At 71.0% G+C, this 22,760-nt stretch carries 16 protein-coding genes; 2 read left to right on the top strand and 14 right to left on the bottom strand.

The window, feature by feature from the left end; genetic code table 11:
* The first annotated feature begins 1 nt into the window (after position 1).
* Together AB0E85_RS03115 and AB0E85_RS03110 are read left to right on the top strand one after the other, a co-directional pair.
* The gene (locus AB0E85_RS03115) at positions 2-2,146 is read left to right on the top strand and encodes an acetate--CoA ligase family protein (RefSeq protein WP_361921837.1); all 2,145 of its coding nucleotides are present in this window, start codon (positions 2-4) and stop codon (positions 2,144-2,146) included.
* Positions 2,147-2,268: 122 nt separating this feature from the next.
* Positions 2,269-3,657, top strand: a complete 1,389-nt coding sequence (locus AB0E85_RS03110; RefSeq protein WP_361921835.1) for an OFA family MFS transporter — start codon at positions 2,269-2,271, stop codon at positions 3,655-3,657.
* A gap of 217 nt (positions 3,658-3,874) precedes the next feature.
* Here the strand turns inward: AB0E85_RS03110 and AB0E85_RS03105 are convergent, their stop codons facing one another.
* The 14 genes from AB0E85_RS03105 to AB0E85_RS03040 all read right to left on the bottom strand — a co-directional run bounded on the left by AB0E85_RS03105 (position 3,875) and on the right by AB0E85_RS03040 (position 22,704).
* Entirely contained in the window at positions 3,875-4,927 is a 1,053-nt protein-coding gene (locus tag AB0E85_RS03105; RefSeq protein ID WP_361921833.1) for a sugar phosphate isomerase/epimerase, read from the bottom strand.
* A gap of 81 nt (positions 4,928-5,008) precedes the next feature.
* A complete protein-coding gene (locus tag AB0E85_RS03100; protein ID WP_361921831.1) occupies positions 5,009-6,442 on the bottom strand; it encodes a nucleotide pyrophosphatase/phosphodiesterase family protein in 1,434 nt (477 codons plus the stop codon).
* The gene (gene eboE, locus AB0E85_RS03095) at positions 6,439-7,608 is read right to left on the bottom strand and encodes a metabolite traffic protein EboE (protein ID WP_361921829.1); all 1,170 of its coding nucleotides are present in this window, start codon (positions 7,606-7,608) and stop codon (positions 6,439-6,441) included. Before eboE ends, AB0E85_RS03100 begins: the two co-directional genes overlap by 4 nt.
* A gap of 3 nt (positions 7,609-7,611) precedes the next feature.
* Positions 7,612-8,523 (bottom strand): TatD family hydrolase, encoded by a 912-nt coding sequence (locus AB0E85_RS03090; protein ID WP_361921827.1) that lies wholly within the window; start codon positions 8,521-8,523, stop codon positions 7,612-7,614.
* Positions 8,523-9,275: an EboA domain-containing protein gene (locus AB0E85_RS03085; protein WP_361921825.1), complete on the bottom strand. Its 753-nt coding sequence runs from the start codon at positions 9,273-9,275 to the stop codon at positions 8,523-8,525. Before AB0E85_RS03085 ends, AB0E85_RS03090 begins: the two co-directional genes overlap by 1 nt.
* Positions 9,272-10,393, bottom strand: coding sequence for a sugar phosphate isomerase/epimerase family protein (locus AB0E85_RS03080; RefSeq protein WP_361921823.1), 1,122 nt, complete (start codon positions 10,391-10,393; stop codon positions 9,272-9,274). Before AB0E85_RS03080 ends, AB0E85_RS03085 begins: the two co-directional genes overlap by 4 nt.
* Complete coding sequence (locus tag AB0E85_RS03075; RefSeq protein ID WP_361921947.1) at positions 10,390-11,334, bottom strand: SCO3242 family prenyltransferase; 945 nt, start codon at positions 11,332-11,334, stop codon at positions 10,390-10,392. Before AB0E85_RS03075 ends, AB0E85_RS03080 begins: the two co-directional genes overlap by 4 nt.
* 203 nt (positions 11,335-11,537) lie before the next feature.
* A complete protein-coding gene (locus AB0E85_RS03070; protein WP_361921821.1) occupies positions 11,538-12,755 on the bottom strand; it encodes an inositol-3-phosphate synthase in 1,218 nt (405 codons plus the stop codon).
* An 84-nt stretch (positions 12,756-12,839) separates the two neighbouring features.
* Positions 12,840-16,562, bottom strand: a complete 3,723-nt coding sequence (locus tag AB0E85_RS03065) for a ThuA domain-containing protein (protein ID WP_361921819.1) — start codon at positions 16,560-16,562, stop codon at positions 12,840-12,842.
* Between the two features lie 264 nt (positions 16,563-16,826).
* A complete protein-coding gene (locus AB0E85_RS03060) occupies positions 16,827-17,825 on the bottom strand; it encodes a sugar phosphate isomerase/epimerase family protein (RefSeq protein WP_361921817.1) in 999 nt (332 codons plus the stop codon).
* A gap of 14 nt (positions 17,826-17,839) precedes the next feature.
* On the bottom strand, positions 17,840-19,051 hold the full coding sequence (locus AB0E85_RS03055) for a Gfo/Idh/MocA family oxidoreductase (protein ID WP_361921815.1): 1,212 nt from the start codon (positions 19,049-19,051) through the stop codon (positions 17,840-17,842).
* A gap of 55 nt (positions 19,052-19,106) precedes the next feature.
* Positions 19,107-20,153 carry a substrate-binding domain-containing protein gene (locus AB0E85_RS03050; protein ID WP_361921813.1) on the bottom strand — a complete coding sequence of 349 codons (1,047 nt, stop codon included), beginning with the start codon at positions 20,151-20,153 and terminating at the stop codon, positions 19,107-19,109.
* Between the two features lie 17 nt (positions 20,154-20,170).
* The gene (locus AB0E85_RS03045) at positions 20,171-21,190 is read right to left on the bottom strand and encodes an ABC transporter permease (RefSeq protein WP_361921811.1); all 1,020 of its coding nucleotides are present in this window, start codon (positions 21,188-21,190) and stop codon (positions 20,171-20,173) included.
* A complete protein-coding gene (locus tag AB0E85_RS03040; protein ID WP_361921809.1) occupies positions 21,187-22,704 on the bottom strand; it encodes a sugar ABC transporter ATP-binding protein in 1,518 nt (505 codons plus the stop codon). The genes AB0E85_RS03045 and AB0E85_RS03040 overlap by 4 nt, the downstream gene beginning before the upstream one ends.
* Positions 22,705-22,760: the final 56 nt, after the last annotated feature.

The raw sequence follows: 22,760 nt of genomic DNA, 5'->3' as shown, positions 1-22,760 counted from the left end.
GATGGCGGAAGACCGGGTCCTGCGGGTGCGGTCCCTCCTGGAGTCCGTGCGGGCCGAGGGGCGGACCGCGCTGACCGCGCCCGAGGGCAAGGTGATCGCCGACGCGTACGGGATCGCCGTACCGGGCGAGGAACTGGCGACGGACGTCGACGAGGCGGTGGCGTTCGCGGCGCGCTTCGGCGGGCCCGTCGTGATGAAGATCGTCTCGCCGGACATCCTGCACAAGACCGACGCCGGCGGAGTGATCGTCGGGGTCGAGGGCGCGGCCGACGTACGGGCCGCCTTCCACACCATCATCGACAACGCACGCGCCTACGACGCCGATGCCCGCATCTCGGGCGTGCAGGTGCAGGAGCTGCTGCCCAAGGGGCAGGAGGTCATCGTCGGCGCGGTCACGGACCCGACGTTCGGGAAGGTGGTCGCCTTCGGGCTCGGCGGGGTGCTCGTCGAGGTCCTCAAGGACGTCACCTTCCGGCTCGCGCCGGTGGACGCCGACGAGGCGCTGTCGATGCTGGACTCGATCCGGTCGGCAGAGATCCTGCGCGGGGTTCGCGGCCAGGCGGGCGTGGACCGCTGGGCCGTCGCCGAGCAGATCCGCCGGGTCTCGGAACTCGTCGCGGACTTCCCCGAGATCGCCGAGGTGGACCTCAACCCGGTGATCGCGACGGCGGAGGGTGCCGTCGCCGCCGACATCCGGGTGATCCTCGCCGAGTCGCAGCCGGCTCCCCGCCGGAAGTACTCGCGCGACGAGATCCTCACCTCGATGCGCCGGCTGATGCAGCCGGGCTCGGTCGCCGTGATCGGCGCCTCCAACGAGCAGGGGAAGATCGGCAATTCGGTGATGCGCAACCTCATCGACGGAGGGTTCGCCGGGGAGATCCATCCGGTGAACCCCAAGGCCGATGACATTCTGGGCCGCAAGGCGTACAAGAGTGTCACGGACGTTCCCGGCGAGGTGGATGTGGCGGTCTTCGCGATCCCCGCCAAGTTCGTGGCCTCGGCACTGGAGGAGGTGGGACGCAAGAAGATCCCGAACGCCGTGCTGATCCCCTCCGGGTTCGCGGAGACCGGCGAACACGAACTCCAGGCGGAGATCGTGGCGATCGCCGAGCGGCACGGCGTACGGCTGCTGGGGCCGAACATCTACGGCTACTACTCGACCTGGCAGGACCTGTGCGCCACGTTCTGCACGCCCTACGACGTCAAGGGCGGGGTGGCGCTGACCTCGCAGTCGGGCGGCATCGGGATGGCCATCCTGGGCTTCGCGCGGACCACCAAGACGGGCGTGTCTGCCATCGTCGGGCTCGGCAACAAGTCGGACCTGGACGAGGACGACCTGCTGACCTGGTTCGGAGAGGACCCGAACACCCAGTGCATCGCGATGCACCTGGAGGACCTCAAGGACGGGCGCGCTTTCGTGGAGGCGGCGCGGGCGACCGTGCCGAAGAAGCCGGTGGTCGTGCTGAAGGCCGGGAGGACGGCGGCGGGTGCCAAGGCGGCCGGCTCGCACACCGGTGCCCTGGCGGGCGACGACGCCGTGTACGACGACATCCTGCGGCAGGCCGGGGTGATCCGGGCACCGGGGCTGAACGACATGCTGGAGTACGCGCGCGCGTTGCCGGTGCTGCCCGCTCCCCAGGGCGACAACGTCGTGATCATCACGGGCGCCGGCGGCAGTGGTGTGCTGCTCTCCGACGCGGTGACGGACAACGGCCTGTCGCTGATGGAGATCCCGCCGGACCTGGACGAGGCGTTCCGGAGGTTCATCCCGCCCTTCGGGGCCGCGGGCAACCCGGTGGACATCACCGGAGGCGAGCCGCCCTCGACGTACGAGGCGACGATCCGGCTGGGTCTGGAGGACCCGCGCATCCACGCGCTCGTCCTCGGCTACTGGCACACCATCGTCACTCCTCCCATGGTCTTCGCGGAGCTCACCGCGCGCGTGGTGGCCGAGTTCCGGGAGCGCGGGATCGAGAAGCCCGTGGTGGCGTCGCTCGCGGGGGACGTGGAGGTCGAGGAGGCCTGCCAGTACCTCTTCGAGCACGGGGTCGTGGCATACCCGTACACGACCGAGAAGCCGGTGGCCGTGCTCGGCGCGAAGTACCGCTGGGCGCGGGAGGCGGGACTGCTGGGGGGCGGTACATGAGGTGAGTGAGCGGAGGGGCCGGCCGACGGTGCGCGTCGGCCGGCCCGGGAGCCGCACGCGCACGAAAGGCATGGGACAGGGGGCGCTGGCCAGATCTTTCGACGCAAGGGGTGCGACACGACATGACAACGACCGATCTGCCCACAACGGTTCCCTACCGGGAGGTCACCGACGCGAACGGTCGCGTCTACCGCCTCGGTGAGACCGACATCGACATCATGGGGCGCAAACGCAAGTGGATGGTGATCCTGCCCTGGATCGGCATGATGGGCATCTCCTCCGCCGAGTACGCGTTCGCGTCCGCCGAGGACACCCTGCACACGGCGCACAGCTGGAACAGCATGCACATCTTCTGGATGATGACCGTCTGGGTCTTCTTCCAGGCCGCGGTGGCCTTCCCCGCGGGCAAACTGCGGGAGAGCGGAAAACTGCCGGCCCGCTGGGCCATGATGCTCGGCGCGACGGGCACCCTGCTGGGCTACCTGTCCCTCGCCTTCGCGCCGCACGTGGTCTTCGCCTACATCGGCTTCAGCATGTTCAGCGGCATGGGTGCGGGCATGGTGTACGCCACCTGCGTCAACATGGTCGGCAAGTGGTACCCGGAGCGCAAGGGCGGCAAGACCGGCTTCGTCAACGGCGGTTTCGCCTACGGCTCGGTGCCCTTCGTCTTCCTCTTCAACGGCTACATGGACCTGACCAACTTCCGCTGGGTGCTGGTCTCGGTGGGCGTGTTCCTGGCCGGCATGGTGGCGTTCTCCGGCTACTTCTTCAAGGACCCGCCGAAGAACTGGTGGCCCTCCACGATCGACCCGCTGAACCCGCCGGACGACCCGCGCGCGGCCCGCTCGATGCGCATGAACCCGCCGGCGGTGCGCCAGTACTCCCCCAAGGAGGCGTGGAAAACCGGCCGGGTCGCCCTGATGTGGTTCTGTCTGGCCTGCACGTCCGGCGTGAACATCTTCGGCATCGCCTTCCAGGTGGAGATCGGCGAGGAGGCCGGGTTCGCGGGCGGGATCGTGGCCACGGCCATGTCCTTGAAGGCCATCGTCAACGGCACCGGCCGCGGTGTCATCGGCTGGCTCTCCGACCTGTACGGCCGCAAGCGGTGCCTGCTCGTCGTCTGCGTGATCCTGGGCCTGTCCCAGTACGGCATCCTCTGGTCGGCGAACGCCGAGAACCTTCCGCTGTTCCTGGTCTTCTCCTCGATCTCCGGTTTCGGCGGCGGCGCCATCTTCCCGATGTTCGCCGCGCTCACCGCCGACTACTTCGGTGAGAACAACAACGCGTCCAACTACGGCATGGTCTACAGCGCCAAGCTCGTCTCCGGCCTGGGCGCCGGTATGGGTGCCGTGGTGGTCGGTGCGTGGGGGCACTCCGGTGCCTTCGTCCTGGCCGGCTCCATCTCCCTCTTCGCCGGCTGCGTGGCACTGTTCCTGACCCCACCGGGACGCGACAAGGAAACGCGCCGCATCTCCCCCAACCCGCAACCGCTCGGCGAGGACACGACCTGACACGACGTCGGGTCCGACCGCGGCACGCAGACCCCTGGCACCGTCCGCCGCCGTACACCGTCCCCATCGTCGAAGGACCGACTGCCACCCTCGCGTCCACCGTCCCGGCGGGACGGGCGGGGGCGTCCCGGGCCGGGTGCGGCCCAGGGTCTGACCGTCCCCACGTGAGGAGGCCCTTCCCCGGCCGGGGAAGGGCCTCCTCACGTTTGCGAGGTCGTCAGCACTTCTCTCTCAAGGAGTGCAGGTGCGCGCTGGAGCGGCGCGCGAAGGTGAAGGACTCGGCCGGGTTGTCGTGCTCGGCCTGCCAGTGGTGGGCCATGCGGTGGCCGCGCAGCCGGGTCACGGCGGAGATGAACCGCTGGTAGTCGATGTCGCCGTCGCCGACGTCGGTCATGCGGTAGCCGTACGGATTCGACGGATCGCTCTCGCCGTCCTTCACGTGGAAGAGCGGGTAGCGGTCGGGCTGTCGCAGGACGTAGTTCAGCGGTTCGAAGGGCGCGGGCGAGCCGTCGGGCCGCTTGGAGAACCGGAACTGCCCGACGTACGCCCAGTAGATGTCCATCTCCAGGTACACGAGGTCGGGGTCGGTCTCCTTGAGCAGGACGTCGTAGAGGCGGACCTTGGGGTTGTCGGTGGCGAAGGAGAACTCCTCGGAGTGGTTGTGCTGGTAGAACTTCATGCCCCTGGCCTTCGCCGCCGCGCCGTAGGTGTTGAAGTCCTCGGCGGCGCGCTTCCAGGCGTCGACGGTCGAGCCGTAGCGGAACGGGCCGGCGGCCGTGCCGATGTGCTTGAGGCCGAGGGCCTGGGCGTCGTCGAGGACCTTGGTGAGGTTCTGGGCGAAGGTGTAGGCGTTCGGGTCGCTGGAGTGGTAGCCGACGTGGCTGCCGATCGGGTTCAGGCCGTGGTTGCGGGCCAGCCGCTTGAGCTGGGCGAGGGTGATGGGGCCCGCCGAGCCCTGGGTGTAGCCGGCGAACTCGACCTCGTCGTAGCCGTAGCGCTCCAGTTCGGCGAAGACCGGGCCGAAGCCGAGGGTGGAGACCTTGTCGCGCAGGCTGTAGAGCTGGATGCCGAGGCGGCCGGGCGGCAGGACGGGGCGGCCTCGGCCCTTGGCGCCGGGCGCGGTGCCGGTGGATGCCGTGGCGGGGGCGGCGGTCGCCGGGGCCGCGGCGCCGAGCAGGGCGGCGGCGGTGGCACCGGCGGCCACGCCGAGCATGCCTCGTCTGCTGAGACGGTGGCCGAGTTCGGGGTCGGGCTGGGAGAAGCGGCTCATGCGTGGAACTCCTCGTGATCGCGGGGCGTTGTCAGTGGTGAGTGCTTCACTTGTGACCAGTCGGGACTGAGGGCTGTGGCCTCAGGCGAGACCGGCGAGTCGGAGCAGCAGTGACTTCACATCGGTGGCCGCGACGCGGTCGCCGACAGCACGGGGGGTGGAGCAGATGAGGAGCGGACCGTCGTCGTCGCTCGCCGGGAGGCGGCCGTGGCTGCCGCGAATAGGTGAGGGGTCCAGGGGCACGACCGCCATGCGGTAGCGCATGCCGAGCTTCTTGCGCGCCAGTGCGGTGGCCGCCTTGACCTTGACGTACGGGTCGAGGGGATCCATGAAGAGTTCGACCGGGTCGTAGCCGGGTTTGCGGTGGATCTCGACGAGTTGCGCGAAGTCGGGCGCGAGGTCGTCGTCGAGCCAGTAGTAGTACGTGAACCAGGCGTCGGGTTCCGCCACGGCGACGAGTTCGCCCGCGCGCGGATGGTCGAGGTGATGGCTCTTCTTGCCCTCGTCGTCGAGGAGTTCAGCGATGCCGGGCAGGCCGTCGAGTGCGGCCCTGGTGGCGTCGAGGTCCTCGGGGCGGCGCACGTAGACGTGGGCGATCTGGTGGTCGGCGACCGCGAAGGCGCGGGACGCCATCGGGTCGAGGTACTCCATCCCGTCCTGTGTGTGCACCTCCAGCAGGCCGGCGCGGCGCAGGGCGCGATTGATGTCGACGTGCCGGTTCACACGGCTGATTCCGTACTCGGACAGTGCGACGACGGTACGGCCCTCGGCGCGGGCGTCGTCCAGCAGCGGGGCCAGGGCGGCGTCCAGGTCGGCGGCCGCCTTCAGGGAGCGCGGGTCGTCGGGGCCGAAGCGCTGGAGGTCGTAGTCGAGATGAGGGAGGTAGCAGAGCGTCAGGTCGGGGTGCCGGGTGCGGATGATGTGGCGGGTCGCATCGATGATCCAGCGGCTGGAGACGAGATCGGCTCCGGGGCCCCAGAAGTGGAACAGGGGGAACGTGCCGAATCGCCGGGTGAGTTCGTCGTGCAGTGCGGCCGGCCGGGTGTAGCAGTCGGGTTCCTTGCGTCCGTCGGCGTAGTAGACCGGACGGGGGGTGACGGTGATGTCGGTGTCCGCGCCCATGGCGTACCACCAGCAGATGTTCGCGACGGTGTAACCGGGGTGGGCACGGCGGGCGGCGTCCCAGAGCTTGTCACCGGCCACGAGCCCGTTGTGCTGGCGCCACAGCAGGACGTCGCCGAGTTCGCGGAAGTACCAGCCGTTGCCGACGATGCCGTGTTCGGAGGGCATGGTGCCGGTGAGGAATGTGGACTGGGCGGCGCAGGTGACGGCGGGCAGGACGGTGCCGAGCGGGGCGCGGGAGCCGGCCTGGCCGAGCGCTTTGAGGTGGGGCATGTGGTCGAGGAGACGGGGGGTGAGGCCGACGACGTCGAGGACGAGGAGCGGGGTGGGCCGGTCCGTGGCGGCCGGGAGCGCGGCGGCCGGGCGCCGGTGCTCGTGGGGGCCGGTGCTCATGGCAGCTCCTTCAGGCCGAGGTCGGTCAGCAGGTCGCGGGCGAGGGTGAGTTCGGCGGCGATGCCCTCGGCGAGCTGGGTGCGGCTCTTGGGGCGCGACTCGGGCGGGAGGGCCTGCCAGGTGTAGGTCTCGACCTCCAGGTGGCGGGTGAGCGGGGCCGGGCCGCCCACGAGCCGCGTCAGTGCGGATCTCAGGACCGGGAGGGTGGAGGTGAGGGGCGCGGCGGGGGCCGCGTGCAGCGGGACGTGGAAATGGGCGCGCCAGGGTGAGGCGTCCGGCAGGGCGTGTCCGGCGAGGGCCTCGTCGAGGTCGTCCGTGGCGCGCAGGCCGGCCGCCGTGGCGGTGCGGGTCTGGTGCAGGAAGCGGGGTTCGGCGAAGGCGGCGAGGGCTTCGCGGACCTCGGGGAGATGGGGGTGTTCGGCGTGCAGGGCGGCGGAGAGCTGGGATTTGACGACGGGGACGCGCGCCTCGGTGAGGGCGTCGAAGGCGGCGTGCGGATCTTCGAAGGAGGTGGCGAGATGGCAGGTGTCGACGCAGATGCCGATGCGGTCGTGGCCGATCGCGGTCAGGGGGGCGATGGCGTCGCGGGTGGTCTCGACGACGCAGCCGGGTTCCGGTTCCAGGCCGACCCGGATGGAGCGGCCGGTCAGCTCCTCGATGGCGTCGAGGCGTTCGGCGAGGCTGCGCAGCGCGCTGCGGGCGGTGTCCGCGCGCTCGTCGTCGTACGCGGTGCGCCAGGCGAGGGGCAGGGTGGAGATGGTCCCGTCGGTGACGTCGGGGGGAAGCAGCCCGGCGAGGACGCGGGCGAGGGCGGTGGTGTGGTCGAGGCGTTCCGGGTCGGCCCAGTCCGGCTTGTAGACGCGGTACTTGACCTCTTCGGCACCGAATCCCTCATAGGGGAAGCCGTTGAGGGTGACGACCTCCAGGCCGCGCCGGTCCAGCTCGGTGCGCAGCCTGCGCAGTGCGGAGGGGTCGGTGACGAGGGCGTGGGCGGCGTCCTTCGCCAGCCACAGTCCGATGCCGAGCCGGTCGCGGCCCAGGCGGCGGCGGACGGGTTCGCAGTGGTCACGGAGCTGGGCGAGGACGCCGTCGAGGGTTTCGGCGGGATGGACGTTGGTGCAGTAGGCGAGGTGGACGGTGGAGCCGTCGGGGTGGCGGAAGCGCATGGTTCACGCCTCCGCGGGGGTCGCACGGGCCGGCGTGGCGGGGCCTGTGACCGGCTCGTGCGGATCCCGCGGGGTGCCGCGCAGGACGGAGTTGCCCTCGTGGGTGGAGTCCGTGCCGGTGACGTCGAGGTTCAGGCGGCCGCTGAGCCCGTAGAAGGCGACCGGGTTGCGCCACAGCACCTGGTCGACGTCGTCCTCGTCGAAGCCCTCGGCCAGCATCAGGTCGCCGACCTTGCGGGTCTTGAGGGGGTCGCTCTTTCCCCAGTCCGCGGCGGAGTTCACCAGGACCTGTTCGGTCCCGTGGGAGCGCAGGATCGCGACCATGCGTTCCTCGTCCATCTTGGTGTCGGGGTAGACGGAGAAGCCCAGCCAGCAGCCGCTGTCTCTGGCCTCCTTGACGGTGGTCTCGTTGAGGTGGTCGACCAGGACGCGGTCCGCGGGCAGGGCGGACTCCCGGACGACGTCGAGGGTGCGGCGCAGCCCGGCGAGCTTGTCGCGGTGGGGGGTGTGCACGAGGGCGGGCAGTCCGTGGTCGGCCGCGAGCTGAAGTTGTGCGGCGAGGGCGGCGTCCTCAGCGGGGGTCATGGAGTCATAGCCGATCTCCCCGACGGCCACGACGTTGTCCTTGACGAGATAGCGGGGCAGCTCGTCGAGGACGGGCGTGCAGCGCGGGTCGTTCGCCTCCTTGGGATTGAGGGCGATCGTGCAGTGGTGGGCGATGCCGTACTGCGCTGCGCGGAAGGGTTCCCAGCCGAGGAGGGAGTCGAAGTAGTCCCGGAACGAGGCGGGCGAGGTCCGTGGCTGGCCCAGCCAGAAGGACGGCTCGACGACGGCACGCACACCGGCGGCGTACATGGCCTCGTAGTCGTCGGTGGTCCGGGACGTCATGTGGATGTGGGGGTCGAAGATGCGCATCAGGACTCCTTGCCGTGGGGGTGGTCCGTGCCGGGGGCAGCCGGGGTGACGGACTCGGTCAGGTCCAGGACGCGGTACAGGTCCTCGGGGACGGAGCGGCCGGCGGCGGTGCGTTCGGCGGCGTAGTCGGCCAGCATGCGGGCGAGCTCGCCGTCGTCGGCGGCGCGCCGGGGCAGGTCCGCCACGTGGTCGACGGGGACGCCGGTGAACAGGCACTTCAGCACGGCATGACGCCAGGCGTGGGCCGTCAGGTGCCGTGCGGCGTAGGGGCCGACGGCGGCGCTGAGGAGCCGGGTGTCGTTGGTGCGCAGGGCGTCCTCGATGAGCGGGAGGGTGCCCGGGCCGGACACGAGGTGGGGCAGGGCGTGCAGCACGGCTCGGCGTTCGTCGGCGGTGCCCTGGAAGTACACCCGGGTCAGCGCGTCGGTGCCGGCGCGGGCCGCGTCGAGGATCAGGACCCGTGCGGCGTCGGCGTGTGCGGGGCCGCAGCGTCGGCCGGCTTCGGCGAGGCGCAGCTCCCATGCGGAGATGGGCCCGTGGAGGCCGGGGTGGGCGGCCGCCTCGTCGAGTGCGTGGTCGAGCCAGGTGCGGGCTGGTGGGTCCAGCTGTGCGGTGAGGTGGTGGCGGAGGTCTGTGAGGGAGGGGCGGGTGGAGGCGGTGTCAGGGGTGGATTCGCCGGTGTGGGTGCCGGCGCTCGGGGTGTGTTGGGTGCTCTCTGTTCTCGCCGTGCCAGGGGTGCGGGGGTGGCTCATCTGCTGCTCCCTTCAGGGGCGGTGGAGGGAGCGCCGTGGGGTGGCGCGAACTGCTGGAGGGCCTCATCGGTGCGGATGGGCGGCACCCTGGCCGCGATCCGCTCGGCGTGGTGGAGGAACGGCAGGGAGTGCGCGGCGAAGTGAGGACCGGCGTGGGAGTGGCGGGGCAGTTCGACGACGGTCAGGCCCTGGTAACCGGTGGCGGCGAGGGCTGCCAGGACCGGCGGGAAGTCGATCTCCCCCTCACCGAACGGGAGGTGTTCGTGGACACCTCGTCGCATGTCCTCGATCTGGACGTGCCGCAGCCAGGGGGCGGCGGCCTGTACGCAGTCGGCGGGAGAGAGGGGTTCGAGGCACTGGCAGTGGCCGATGTCCAGGGTGAGTCCGAGGGGTTCGGGGTCGCCGAGGGCACGGCGGAGGTGGTGGAAGTCGGCCAGGGTGGCGAGGAGGTGGCCCGGCTCGGGTTCGACGGCGAGCGGGATGCCGGCGGAGGCGGCGGCGTCCAGGAGGGGAGTGAGGGACTCGGCGAGGCGCTTCCACGCGGTGTCGGTGTCGGTTCCCTCCGGCACGATCCCGCTGAAGCAGTGCACCGCGTGCGCGCAGAGGTCGGCGGCGACCCGGATGGCCCGGGCGAGCAGGTCGGTGCGGCGGGCCCGGTCGTCGGGGTCCGGGTCCAGCAGGGACGGGCCGTGCTTGCGGCGGGAGTCGAGCACATACCGGGCACCGGTCTCGACGGTGACGCCCAACCCCAGTGCGTCCAGCCGCTGCGCGACCCGGCGGGTGCGGGCGGCGAGGTCGGGGGCGAGCGGGTCGAGGTGCATGTGGTCGAGGGTCAGTCCGACGCCGTCGTAGCCGAGGTCGGCGAGGAGCGAGAGGGCGTCGTCGAGCCGGAGATCGGCGAGACCGTTGGTGCCGTAGCCGAAGCGGAGGGAAGGAAGGGTGCCCGGCGGGGCGGCAGGAGGGGCGGTGGCGGCGTCCGGCTGCGGGCCGGTGGGGGCTGTTCGCGCAGTTCCCCGCGCCCCTTGGGGCAGGTGGGTCGGGGCCGGTGAGGCAGCGGCCCGAGTTGTGTGTGAGGCCCTGGCCCCCCTGCTCTCCGGGGTCCGGGCTTCGGGACTCATGTGACGCTCACCTTCTTCGCGAACCTCGCTCCGAGTGGGGCCAGGGCGGCGATGAGGAGGGAGGTGGCCGTGCCCCGGGAGCGGGCGGCCAGGGTGGCCTGGAGGGGGATGGTGGCGCGGATGCCGGCGCCGACGGCGCGCTGGGTGAGCGGAGGTGAGGGATTCAGGGCGGCGTGGAAGTAGGGGCGTGCGGTCGTCGCCGCGTAGGCGGCTCCGAGAGCGGTGGTGAGCAGCGCCGCGGAGTCCTGCCCGGGGTGCCGGGCCGGCCAACGCCGGTCCGTCGGCCGATGGGCGGTTCCGGTCTCCGGCCGGCGACCTGTCGTCGGCGGCGTGGAGCGACGCGTCACCTGGCGGGTCAGCAGGGCCGTCGTCGCGAGGGCCGCCAGGGGGGCCAGCGGTGAGCCGCCCCGTGCCTCCTGGCGGGAGACCGTGGTGACGGCCAGGGTGTGGGTGCCGAGGAGGGCCGCCGAGGGCAGGGCGGGGCGGGCCTGGCCCGTCGTGGCCGCGGCTCCGAGGAGCAGGTCGAGGCCGCGGGCCGCGCCCATGGCCACGGGTCCGGCGGGTGTGTGCTTCAGGCCGAGGTCGTACGCCCAGACGGTTGCCGCCAGGGGCGCGGCGACGGCCAGGGCCGGGCGGCCCGCGCGCGCGGCCAGGACCAGTCCGGCGCCGGTGAGGGCGCAGGCCGCCGCGAGTGCCGTGGCGGGCCGGACGCGGCCGGAGGGCAGGGGGCGGTGCGGGCGTTCGACGGCGTCGATGTCGCGGTCCGCCCAGTCGTTGAGAGCCATGCCGGCTTCGTAGAGGCAGAGGGAGGAACCGATGGCGAGCAGGGTGCGGGAGCCGGGCGCCGAACCGGTGGCGGCCACGCCGGCCAGGGCGTCCCCGGGGACGCTGAACAAGGCGGGCAGACGCAGGAGTTCGGCCCAGGCCCGGCTACGCCGCAGGCGGCGGCCTGCGCATGTGCCTGCGTATGCGCAGGGGACCGTGCCATCAGCGACACCGCTGGCAACAACACCACCGTCGGCGCCATGGGCAACACCACCCTCGGCGCCACCGGCAACACCTCCGTGGTTGCCACTGACGATGCCTCCAGCAGCAGCGTCCCCGGACGCCGAGTCGCGGCACCCGCAAGAGCTCCGGCGCAGTGTCACAGCGCTTCCCCCGTCTCCCGCTCCCCCGTCTCCCGCTCCCCGGCTTCCCTCACCGACCGCGCCCCGCGCCCCTCCCCGTCACCCCGCCCGAGCCTCTGCCCCAGCCTCTGCCCGAAGCGGACCAGTTCCTCGTGCTGCTCGGACAACCCCGCGGGCCCGTCCCCCACCGGGTCCTTGAAGTAGAAGCCGAGCGCGCCGAGCGGACCGGACAGCCCTGCCTCGTGGGCACGGGCGGTCAGGCGGGCCAGGTCCAGCACCAGGGGTGCCGCGAGCGCCGAGTCGCAGCCCTGCCAGGTGGTCTGGAGGATCATGCGGGTGCCGAGGAAGCCGTCGAAGGCGATGTGGTCCCAGGCGGTCTTCCAGTCGCCGAGGGCCGGGACGTCGTCGATGTGGACCTCACCCTCGGGGACGGCGCCGAGGGTGTCGGCGAGGACGCGTTCCTTGCCCGCGTTCTTCGCCGCGGCGGCGGCCGGGTCGGCGAGGGCGGCGCCGTCTCCGCCGCCGAGCAGGTTCGTGCCGGACCAGGCCCGGACCCGCAGCGCCCGCTGCGCGAACATCGGGCCCAGCACGGCTCGCAGCAGCGTCTGCCCGGTCTTGCCGTCCCGGCCGGCGTACGGCAGGCCGCTGTGCTCGGCCTCGCGGGCGGCGACGGGGTGGTGCATGCCCTCGGAGGGGGTGAAGTTGACGTAGGGACAGCCGGCGCGCAGGGCCGCCAGGGCGTAGAGGGTGCTGGGCGGGAGTGGGGCGCCGGGCCCCGGGGAGGCGGGTTCGGTGGAGGCGACGTTCACGACCACGGCCCGTTCCAGTGCGTGACGGTGCACGAAGTCGCGTATGTCGTCGGCGAAGGCCGTGATCAGTTCGGCCTCGCTCCTGGTGTCCCCCGGGGTGGGGCCGCCGGATCTGATCTCCCGGTCGGCGATGGCCAGTTCGGCCGAGACGGCGGTGGCGACGCCCGGGGGGAGGACGCCGCCGGCGGTGAGGGTCTCGGCGCGTTTGGGCAGGGGGCAGTCGAGGGTGTCGTGACCGCCGAAGACGAGGTCGGACAGCGCGGGCAGGCCGCTGTCGGTGAACGCGGGTGTCTCGCTGACCATGCCGGTGGGCGGGTGCAGTCCCGCAGTGACGGCGGCGCACCCCGTGACGACGGTGGTGGCGACGGAACCTCTGGCTCCGATCAGCCACACCCCCACACGCGGTCGGGAGAGGGACGCGGACATGGGCAGCCTCCTGATCGTGCGCGAGCCCCGGGGGGAGGGACGGAGACGGCGGGCGGGGGTCCGGCGTCCCCCGCCCGCCGCCGTTCACTGGCCCTGGACGGGCAGTTCCTTGAGCTGGATGTTGCGGAAGGAGACATGGTCGGCGGCGCCGTGGTTCTGAAGGCCGATGTAGCCGTCGGTCAGGCTCCGCTGGGGGTCCTTGTTGGTGAAGTCGTTGATCTTGACTCCGTTGAGGAACACCTGGAGGCGTTCGCCCTGGACCTTGATCTCGTAGGAGTTCCACTGCCCGGGCGGCCGCAGGACCTGGTCACGGGCCTTGATGTTGGCCGACTTGAAGGAGTAGACGGCGCCCGTGGTGCGGTCGGCGGCGTCGGTGGCGTCGATCTGGATCTCGTAGCCCTTGTTCACCGCGGACCAGGGGTCGTCGGAGGCGGGGAAGCCCACGAAGATCCCGGAGTTGTCGTCGCCCCGCATCTTCCAGTCGAGCTTGAGGGAGTACGACTTCAGCTCCTTGGCCTGGTACCACAGCAGACCCATGCCGCCCTCGGACTCCATCACGCCGTCCTTGACGACGAACTTGCCGGGGCCGGCCTGCTTCCAGCCGTCCAGGGTCTGGCCGTTGAAGATCTTCCGGTGGTCCTTGCCCGGCTTGCAGTCCGCCTTCACCTGTCCGGTGGCGTACTGGAGGCCGCCGAGCAGATGGGCACGGAAGGCTTCCTCGGCGTAGGACTCCTTGGTGTGGCCGCCGCCGGTGTAGAAGGAGCGGCCGCCGCCGTAGCTCTGGCACCAGGCGATCGGGTGGTCGCCCTTCATGGTGCCGCCCTGGTAGGTGGTCTCGTCGAGGGTGGCGAGGACCTTGGCCTTCTCCCGGGGATTGGTGCGGTAGTTGTACCACTCGTCGGTGCGCTCCCAGGCGTCGTCGAGGTGCCCGGTGGCGGGGTGGTCGTGGTCCTCGACGCGGACGGTGGCCTTCTGGATGGCCGGGTGCGAGTGGAAGTAGGCGCCGACGAGGCCGCCGTAGAACTCCCAGTCGTACTCGGTGTCGGCGGCGGCGTGGATGCCCATGTAGCCGCCGCCACCCGCGACGTAGTTCTCGAACGCCTTCTGCTGCTCGCCGTTCAGCACGTCGCCGGTCGTGGACAGGAACGCCACCGCGTCGTACTTGGCGAGGTTGGTCGTGGTGAACTGCCTGGCCTCCTCGGTCGCGTCGACCGTGATGCCCGCCGGGCCGCCGAGCTCCTTCAGCGCGGCGATGCCGGCCGGGATGGAGTCGTGGCGGAAGCCCGCGGTCTTGGAGAAGACCAGGACCTTCTTGCCGCCCTTGAACGGCTCCTTGGAGAACTCGAAGTCGTCCACGTCGAACAGCGCGCCCTCGCCGCCCTTGAAGACCAGGTAGATGTCCGTGGTCTTCTTCGGCAGCGACCGCAGGGGCACGTCGACGTTCTGGAACGTCTCCCAGCCGCCGGTCGGCGGGATGTGGGCCGAGCCGTGCAGCGGTCCGTCGGGCGAGCCGGTGCGCAGCTCGACGAAGCCGCCCGTGCCGCCGGAGGAGGCTCGCACGGTCATCTTCTTCTGTCCGTCGAACCGGTAGGGAGTGAAGGAGATCCAGTCGCCGTCGTTGATGTCGCCGACGGTCTTGCCGCCGTTGGCGCCGGTCTTGGTGATGACCGACACGCCCGACTGGGTGGTGAAGTGCTCGCCCTGGCGGTGCAGCGGCTGGAGGACGGTGCGGGCGGTGCCGGTCAGGGCCTCCTGGCCGTTGGCTCCGCCATCGGTGTAGCCGGCGCCGACGACGCCGTAGATGTTGGCGTTGGGGTCGTGGCCGCCGTCACCGGGGGGCGGTGTCAGGGTGCCCTCGCAGCCCATTTCGCTGGTCAGTTCGTGGGCGTGGGAGTCGTGGCCGAGGCTGTAGGTGACCTTGACCTTGGAGCAGTCGACGGTCTCCTCGGGGTCGGTGACGGTCACCTTGAACGGCACGGGCTTGCCGAATTCGGCCAGGGCGCCGTTGCCCGGGATGTCGATCCTCACCTTGGGCTCGGTGTTGCCGACCACGATCCGGATGCTGGCGTTGCCCGTGTTGCCCTCGGGGTCCTTGGCGGTGAAAGTCGCGCTGTAGGTGCCGACCTTCTTGTAGCGGTGGGTGGGGTTGAGACCCTCCCCCTTGGTGCCGTCGCCGAAGTCCCAGCTGTAGGTGAGGTCCGTGGAGTCGGCGTCCTTGGCGGAGGCGGTGAACTTCACCCTCATGCCGGCCGCGCCGGACGTCTTGTCGGCGTTCACCTCGGCGATCGGCGAGAAGCCGTCCTCGGCGTTCTCGATCCGGTACAGGGCGGAGTTCTCGTCGCCCTGGAACCAGGAGACACCGTAGTCGAGGACGTAGAGCGCGCCGTCGGGGCCGAACTCCATGTCCATGATCTGGGTGCCGGTCCACGGGAAGTCGTTGATCTTCGCGACGGAGCCGTCGGCGTTCTGCTCGATGCGCTTGATCCAGCGGCGGCCGAACTCACCTGCGAAGAAGTCACCGTCGTAGGCCTCGGGGAACTTCACGCTGGAGTCGAGCCCGGGGTCGTAGCGGTAGACCGGACCGGCCATCGGGGACTCGGAGCCGCTGCCGAACTCGGGCAGGGATCCGCCGTCGTACGGGATCCAGGCGGCCTGCGCGGGGGGCAGGTCGGTGAGGCCCGTGTTGTACGGCGAGGTGTTCTTCGGGGCGGCGCAGTCGAACGGCTCGCCGGACTCCTTGGTGGCGAAGTCGTAGTCGACGTAGGGGTCGTTGTCGCCGGTGCAGAAGGGCCAGCCGAAGTTGGCGGGCTTGGTCACCTTGGCGAACTCGACCTGCCCTCCGGGGCCGCGCTTGGGGTCGGCGGCGCCGGCGTCCGGGCCGTAGTCGCCCACGTAGACGGTGCCGGTCTTGTCGTCGACGCTCATCCGGAAGGGGTTGCGGAAGCCCATCGCGTAGATCTCCGGGCGGGTCTTCTCGGTGCCCGGGGCGAAGAGGTTGCCCTCGGGGACGGTGTACGAGCCGTCCTCGGCGACCTTGATGCGGAGGATCTTGCCGCGCAGGTCGTTGGTGTTGCCCGAGCTGCGGCGGGCGTCGAAGGCCGGGTTGCGGTTCGGCCGGTCGTCGATCGGCGTGAAGCCGTCGGAGGCGAAGGGGTTGGTGTCGTCGCCGGTCGACAGGTAGAGGTTGCCCTCCGCGTCGAAGTCGATGTCACCGCCGACGTGGCAGCAGATGCCCCGGGAGGCCGCGACGTCCAGGACCTTCTTCTCGCTGGCCGTGTTCAGCGTGCCGTTGGCGTTGAGCACGAAGCGGGAGAGGCGGTTGACGCCGTCGAACTTCTTGAAGTCCTCGGCGGTGCCGGTCTCCGGGGCGTCGCCCGCGGGGGTGTCGAGCGGCGGGGCGTAGTAGAGGTAGATCGCCCGGTTGTTCTTGAAGTCCGGGTCGATGCCGACGCCTTGGAGGCCTTCCTCGTCGTGGCTGTAGACGGGGATCTTGCCGGCGACCTTGGTGACGCCGCCTTGGTCGGTGAGGCGCAGCGTGCCGTCGCGCGAGGTGTGCAGCACGCTGCGGTCCGGGAGCACGGCGAGCGACATCGGCTCGCCCGTCTCGGGCTCGCCCTTGGCGAGCGGCACCTGCTGGAACTGGCCCTCGGCGGCTGCCGGTTCGTCGTGCTCCGGGTGGCCGGGGTGGGCGCCGGCGACGGTGGCCGGGGTGCCCACGGCGAGGAGCAGGCCGGTGAACAGGGCGACAGTGGTGCGAAGTCCGGGCCGCCTGGGGGCGGCGGTGCTTCTGGGTCTGGTTCTGTGCACGAAGTCCCTCCGGGAACGGGGTGGGCCGTACGGGGTGGGTGCGAAGACGTGCGGTGCGGGCGCCGGGGTGCGCCGTCACCCCGGAGGTTCGTGTGTCCTGAACACATCAAGGAACGGTAACCGGGTCCGTCCGGGGCGAACACCCCTTGCGACAGAGTCGGCCGTACTTTCTCCCAGCTCGGGACAAAGCAGGATCCGTGCAGGTCGGAGGGGGGACCGGCGGTGCTGCCGGTCCCCGTCCCCGACCTGCGCCGGGTGCGTGGTTCAGCTGTTGAACGCGGCGTCGAAGGACGCGCTGGGCGGCTCGAAGTCGAACGCCTTGAGCCGGGTCAGAGCCTCGGGCGCCCCTTGGAGGCGGTCCATTCCGGCGTCCTCCCACTCGACGGAGACCGGACCCTGGTAGTCGATGGAGCGCAGCATCCGGAAGACGTCCTCCCACGGCACGTCACCGTGCCCGGCGGAGACGAAGTCCCAGCCACGCCGCGGGTCGCCCCAGGGCAGGTGCGAGCCGAGCCGGCCGTTGCGTCCGTCGAGGCGCTTGCGGGCCTCCTTGCAGTCGACGTGGTAGATCCGGTCGCGGAAGTCCCAGAGGAAGCCGACCGGGTCGAGGTCCTGCCACACGAAGTGCGACGGGTCGAAGTTGAGACCGAAGGCGGGGCGCCGGCCGACGGCGTCGAGAGCGCGCTGCGTGGTCCAGTAGTCGTAGGCGATCTCGCTCGGGTGGACCTCGTGCGCGAACCGCACGCCCTCGGCGTCGAAGACGTCCAGGATCGGGTTCCAGCGGTCGGCGAAGTCCTCGTAGCCCCGCTCGATCATCGCTTCGGGGGCGGGCGGGAACATGGCGACCAGGTGCCAGATGGCGGAACCCGTGAACCCTATGACGGTGTTCACGCCGAAGGCGGCCGCGGCCCGGGCGGTGTCCTTCATGCGTTCGGCGGCCCGCTGCCTGACGCCTTCGGGGTCCCCGTCGCCCCACACCACGTCGGGCACGATGGCCTGGTGGCGTTCGTCGATGATGGCGTCGCAGACGGCCTGGCCGACCAGGTGGTTCGAGATCGCCCAGCACTTCAGGCCGTACTTGTCGAGCAGGGCCCGGCGACCGTCGAGGTACCCCGGGTCGGACAGTGCCTTGTCGACTTCGAAGTGGTCTCCCCAGCAGGCGAGTTCGAGACCGTCGTAGCCGAAGTCGCGGGCCAGGCGGCAGACCTCCTCCAGGGGCAGGTCCGCCCACTGGCCGGTGAAGAGCGTGAAAGTGCGCGGCATCGAAACGTGCCTCCTCAGACCGCGATCGGTGTGTAGACGGAGTTCTTCTCGGCGCTCTCCTCCACCGCCGCGAGCACGCGCTGCACCTGTAGCCCGTCGGCGAAGGAGGGTTCGGGACGGCGGCCCTCGGCGATGGCGTGGACGAGGTCGCGGGCCTGGTGGACGAAGGTGTGCTCGTAGCCGAGGCCGTGGCCCGGCGGCCACCAGGCGTCCAGGTAGGGATGGTCGGGTTCGGTGACGAGGATGCGGCGGAAGCCTGCCTCGGCGCCGGGCTCGGTGCCGTCGTGGAAGGACAGCTCGTTGAGCCGCTCCAGGTCGAAGGCGAGCGAGCCGCGCTCGCCGTTGATTTCGATGCGCAGGGCGTTCTTGCGGCCGGTGGCGTAGCGGGTGGCCTCGAAGGAGGCGAGGGCACCGGAGGGGAAGCGTGCCGTGAACAGGGCGGCGTCGTCGACGGTGACCCGGCCGGTGCCGGCGGACGTGACGGCGGACAGCCCGCTCGTCGCGCCGGTGGGCAGGGGCCGTTCCCGTACGAAGGTCTCCGTGACCGCGGAGACGCCCGCCAGCGGCTCCCCCACCAGGTACTGCGCGAGGTCGACGATGTGCGCCCCCAGATCGCCGAGCGAGCCCGAGCCGGCCTGCTCCCTGCGCAGCCGCCAGGTCAGCGGGAACTGCGGGTCGACCAGCCAGTCCTGGAGGTACGTCACCCGCACGTGCCGCAGCCTGCCCAGACGCCCCTCGGCGACCATGCGGCGGGCCTGGGCGGTGGCGGGAACCCGGCGGTAGTTGAAGCCGACCATCGCCACCTGGCCGCGGGCGTGGGCCTCTTCGGCCGCCAGCGCCATCGAGGTGGCCTCCTCGACGGTGTTGGCGAGGGGCTTCTCGCACAGCACGTGCTTGCCCGCGGCCAGGGCGGCCAGGGCGATCTCGGCGTGGCTGTCGCCGGGGGTGCAGATGTCGACGAGGTCGATGTCGTCACGTTCGACGAGGGCTCGCCAGTCGGTTTCGACGGACGCCCAGCCGTGCCGGTCGGCCGCCCCCTGTACGGCCGTCCGGTCCCGGCCGCAGATCACGGCCTGCACGGGGTTCAGCGGCAGGTCGAAGACGCGGCCCGCGGTGCGCCAGCCCTGGGAGTGGGCGGCGCCCATGAAGGCGTAGCCCACCATCCCCACGCGCAGGGGTGGCTTGCCTGCCTCGGTCCCCTCCGGCTGCTCCTGCGGCTGTCCCATACGGGTGTCCTCCTCGTCCTGGTCGGGGTGGCGCACGTGGGGGGTGCGGGGTGGCTCACTTGAAGCCGGTGGACATGTACTGGTCGACGTTGGTCTTGTCGACGACGGCCGAGTAGAGCGTGAGGGACGACGGGATCTCGAACTCGGCGAGGCCCCCGATGCCCTTGCTCTGGCCGAGGGCGCGGGCGAGGTCGATCGCGGAGGCGGCCATGGTCGGCGGGTACAGCACGGTCGCCTTGAGCACGCCGTCGTCCTGCTTGATGGCCTGCAAGGCGGAGAGCGCGCCGGCGCCGCCGACCATCACGAAGTCGTCGCGCCCGGCCTGCTCGATGGCGCGCAGCGCGCCCACGCCCTGGTCGTCGTCGTGGTTCCACAGCGCGTCGAACTTCGACTGGGCCTGGAGCAGCTGGGCCATCTTGGCCTGGCCGGACTCGACGGTGAACTCGGCGGCCTGGCGGGCGACCTTCTTGATGTTCGGGTAGTTCTTCAGGGCGTCGTCGAAGCCCTGGGTGCGCTGCTTGGTGAGCTCCAGGTTGTCCAGGCCGGCCAGTTCGATGACGCGGGCGCCGGACTTGCCCTTGAGCTTCTCGCCGATGTAGTGCCCGGCGTTGAGGCCCATGCCGTAGTTGTCGCCGCCGATCCAGCAGCGGTAGGCCTGCGGGGTGTTGAAGATCCGGTCGAGGTTGACGACCGGGATGCCGGCGCGCATGGCCTTCAGGCCGACCTGGGTGAGGGCCTTGCCGTCGGCGGGCAGCACGACCAGGACGTCGACCTTCTTGTTGATGAGGGTCTCGATCTGGCCGATCTGCTGGGCGGTGTCGTTGGAGCCCTCGGTGATCTCCAGGGTGACGTCGGAGTACTTCTCGGCGCGGCTCTTGGCGTTGTCGTTGATGGCGTTGAGCCAGCCGTGGTCGGCCTGCGGTCCGGCGAAGCCGATGGTGACCTGCTTGCCGGGCTTGTCGTCGGCGGCCGGCTGGTTGTTGCCCGCCGGCTCGTCCTTGGAGTCGGACGGCTCGTTACTGGTGCACCCCGCGAGGAGGGCACCGGTGGAGACGGCGGCGGCCCCGAAGAGCAGCCCTCTGCGGCTCGTGATCTCTGGCATGGCGGGGAACCCTTTCCTCAGGTCGTGCTCGCGGTACGGCGCTGGACCAGCACGGCGGCGACGATGATCGCGCCCTTGGCGATCTGCTGGACGTCGCTCTGCAGGTTGTTCAGGGCGAAGATGTTGGTGATCGTGGTGAAGATCAGGACGCCGAGGACCGAGCCGACGATGGTGCCCCGGCCGCCGGTGAGCAGGGTGCCGCCGATGATCGCGGCGGCGATGGCGTCGAGTTCGTAGAGGTTGCCGTTGGTGTTCTGGCCGGAGCCGGCCAGGACGATCAGCAGGAAGGCCGCGATGCCGCAGCACAGCCCGGACAGCAGGTAGAGGTAGAGGCGCTGGCGGCGGACGTCGATGCCGGCGAGCCGGGCGGCCTCCGGGTTGCCGCCGACGGCGACGGTACGACGTCCGAAGGTGGTGCGGTTGAGCACGAGCCAGCCGATGACCGTGACGACGGCGAACACCATGACCAGCGGCGGGATGCCGAGGACGTAGGCGTCGCGCTCCCCCAGGTCGAGCACGGACGGCACGGTGACGATCTGCGTCTTGCCGTCGGTGATCTGCAGGGCGAGGCCGCGGGCGGAGGCCAGCATGGCGAGGGTGGCGATGAAGGGCACCATCGCGCCGTAGGCGATGAGCACCCCGTTGACGAGGCCGCAGCCCACTCCGACGATCACCGCCGTGAAGAGGATGCCGGCGAAGCCGTACTCCTGGGTGGCGACGGTGGTGGCCCACACGGAGGCGAGGGCGACGATCGCGCCGACCGACAGGTCGATGCCGCCGGAGACGATGACGAAGGTCATGCCGACGGTGACGACGCCGATGACGGAGGCCTGCGTGAGGACGAGTTGCAGGTTGCGGGTGTCGAGGAACTCGTCGGGCTTGGTGATGCCGCCGATGAGGACCAGCACGGCGAGGACGCCGAGCAGGGACAGCGTGCGGACGTCGGCGCGGAACAGCAGGCCGCGCCAGGCGGGGGGCCGGGCCTGGGGCACCTTGTCGGTGCTGCTGTCCAGCGGCGGGGAGACGGGCTGCGTCATGACGCCGGGCTTCCTTCCATGACCAGGTCGAGTACGCGGTGTTCGTCGAGCTCGCGCGCGGGGGCCGTGTGGACGACCCGGCCCTCGCGCAGCACCAGCACGCGGTCGGCGAGGCCGAGCACCTCGGGCACCTCACTGGAGACCAGCAGCACGGCGAGGCCCTCGTCGGCGAGCCGGCGGATGACCGCGTAGAGCTCGGCGCGGGCGCCGACGTCGACGCCGCGGGTGGGTTCGTCGAGCAGCAGCACCTTGCAGCCGCGCAGCAGCCAGCGGGCGAGGACCGCCTTCTGCTGGTTGCCGCCGGACAGGGTGCGCACGGGCACGGACGGGTTGTCGGGCCGCAGCGACAGCTCGCGGGTCGCGGCCCGGGCGGCGCCGAGCTCGGCGCCCCGGTCGATCCAGCCGGCCCGTGCGAAGCGGGACATGGAGGAGACCGAGACGTTGCGGGTGACCGACTCCAGCATCAGCAGGCCCTGCGCCTTGCGTTCCTCGGGGGCGAGCCCGAGTCCTGCCCGGACGGCGGCCCGTACGCTGCCGGGCTTCAACGCCTTGCCGCCGACCTGCACGTGACCGGTCGTCGGTTTGCGGGCGCCGTAGACGGTCTCCAGGATCTCGGAGCGGCCCGAGCCGACGAGTCCGGCGAGGCCGACGATCTCGCCGGGCCGCACCTCCAGGTCGAAGGGCTCGAACTCTCCTTGCCTGGACAGCCCTTGGATCTTCAGGACGGGTTCGCCGGGCGGTGGGGAGACGGGCCGGTCGGGGAAGACGTACTCGACGTTGCGGCCGGTCATCAGGGCGACGACCTCGCGGGTCGGGGTGGACTTCGCCGGGAGCCCGTTCGCGACGGCCCGGCCGTCCTTGAGCACCGTCACCCGGTCGCCGATGCGGCGGATCTCCTCCAGGCGGTGCGAGATGTAGACGACGGCGACTCCCGCGGCGGTGAGGTCGCCGACGATGCGGAAGAGGTTGTCGACCTCGTCCGGGTCGAGCGCGGCGGACGGCTCGTCCATCACGATGAGCCGTACGTCGTGGGAGAGGGCCCGGGCCATGGACACGATCTGCTGCTGGGCCGCGGACAGCTCCCCGACCAGCCGTGCCGGGTCGATCTCAGGGTGTCCAAGTCGCTTGAGCAGAGCAGATGTTGACGCCCTTGCCGTCTTGCCGCGCACGACGAACCCGGCGGTGGTCGGCTCATGTCCCAGGTGCACGTTCTCGGCGACCGACAGGTGCTCCACCAGGTCGAGTTCCTGGTAGATGGTGGCGATGCCGAGGCGCATGGCGGCGATCGGCGAACGGAGCGTCACCTCCTCGCCGCGCCAGCGGATGTCGCCGGTGTCGGGCTGGTGGGCACCGGCCAGCACTTTGATGAGCGTGGATTTGCCTGCCCCGTTCTGGCCGAGCAGGCAGTGCACCTCACCGGCCTGGACGTCGAGAGCGACGCCGTCGAGGGCCCGGACTCCGGGGAACGACTTGGTGATGCCGGACATGCTGAGCAGCGGTGGTTCTGGTGCCATGAGGTCCCCTTGGCGGGCGTGCGGGCCGGTTTCAGGGCAGGGCGGAGCGAAGCGGA

It is taken from the genome of Streptomyces sp. NPDC029044 (assembly GCF_040637495.1).
Taxonomy (GTDB): domain Bacteria; phylum Actinomycetota; class Actinomycetes; order Streptomycetales; family Streptomycetaceae; genus Streptomyces.
The sequence above is the reverse complement of the archived record's forward strand: the minus strand, read 5'-3'. Positions and strand labels throughout refer to the sequence as shown.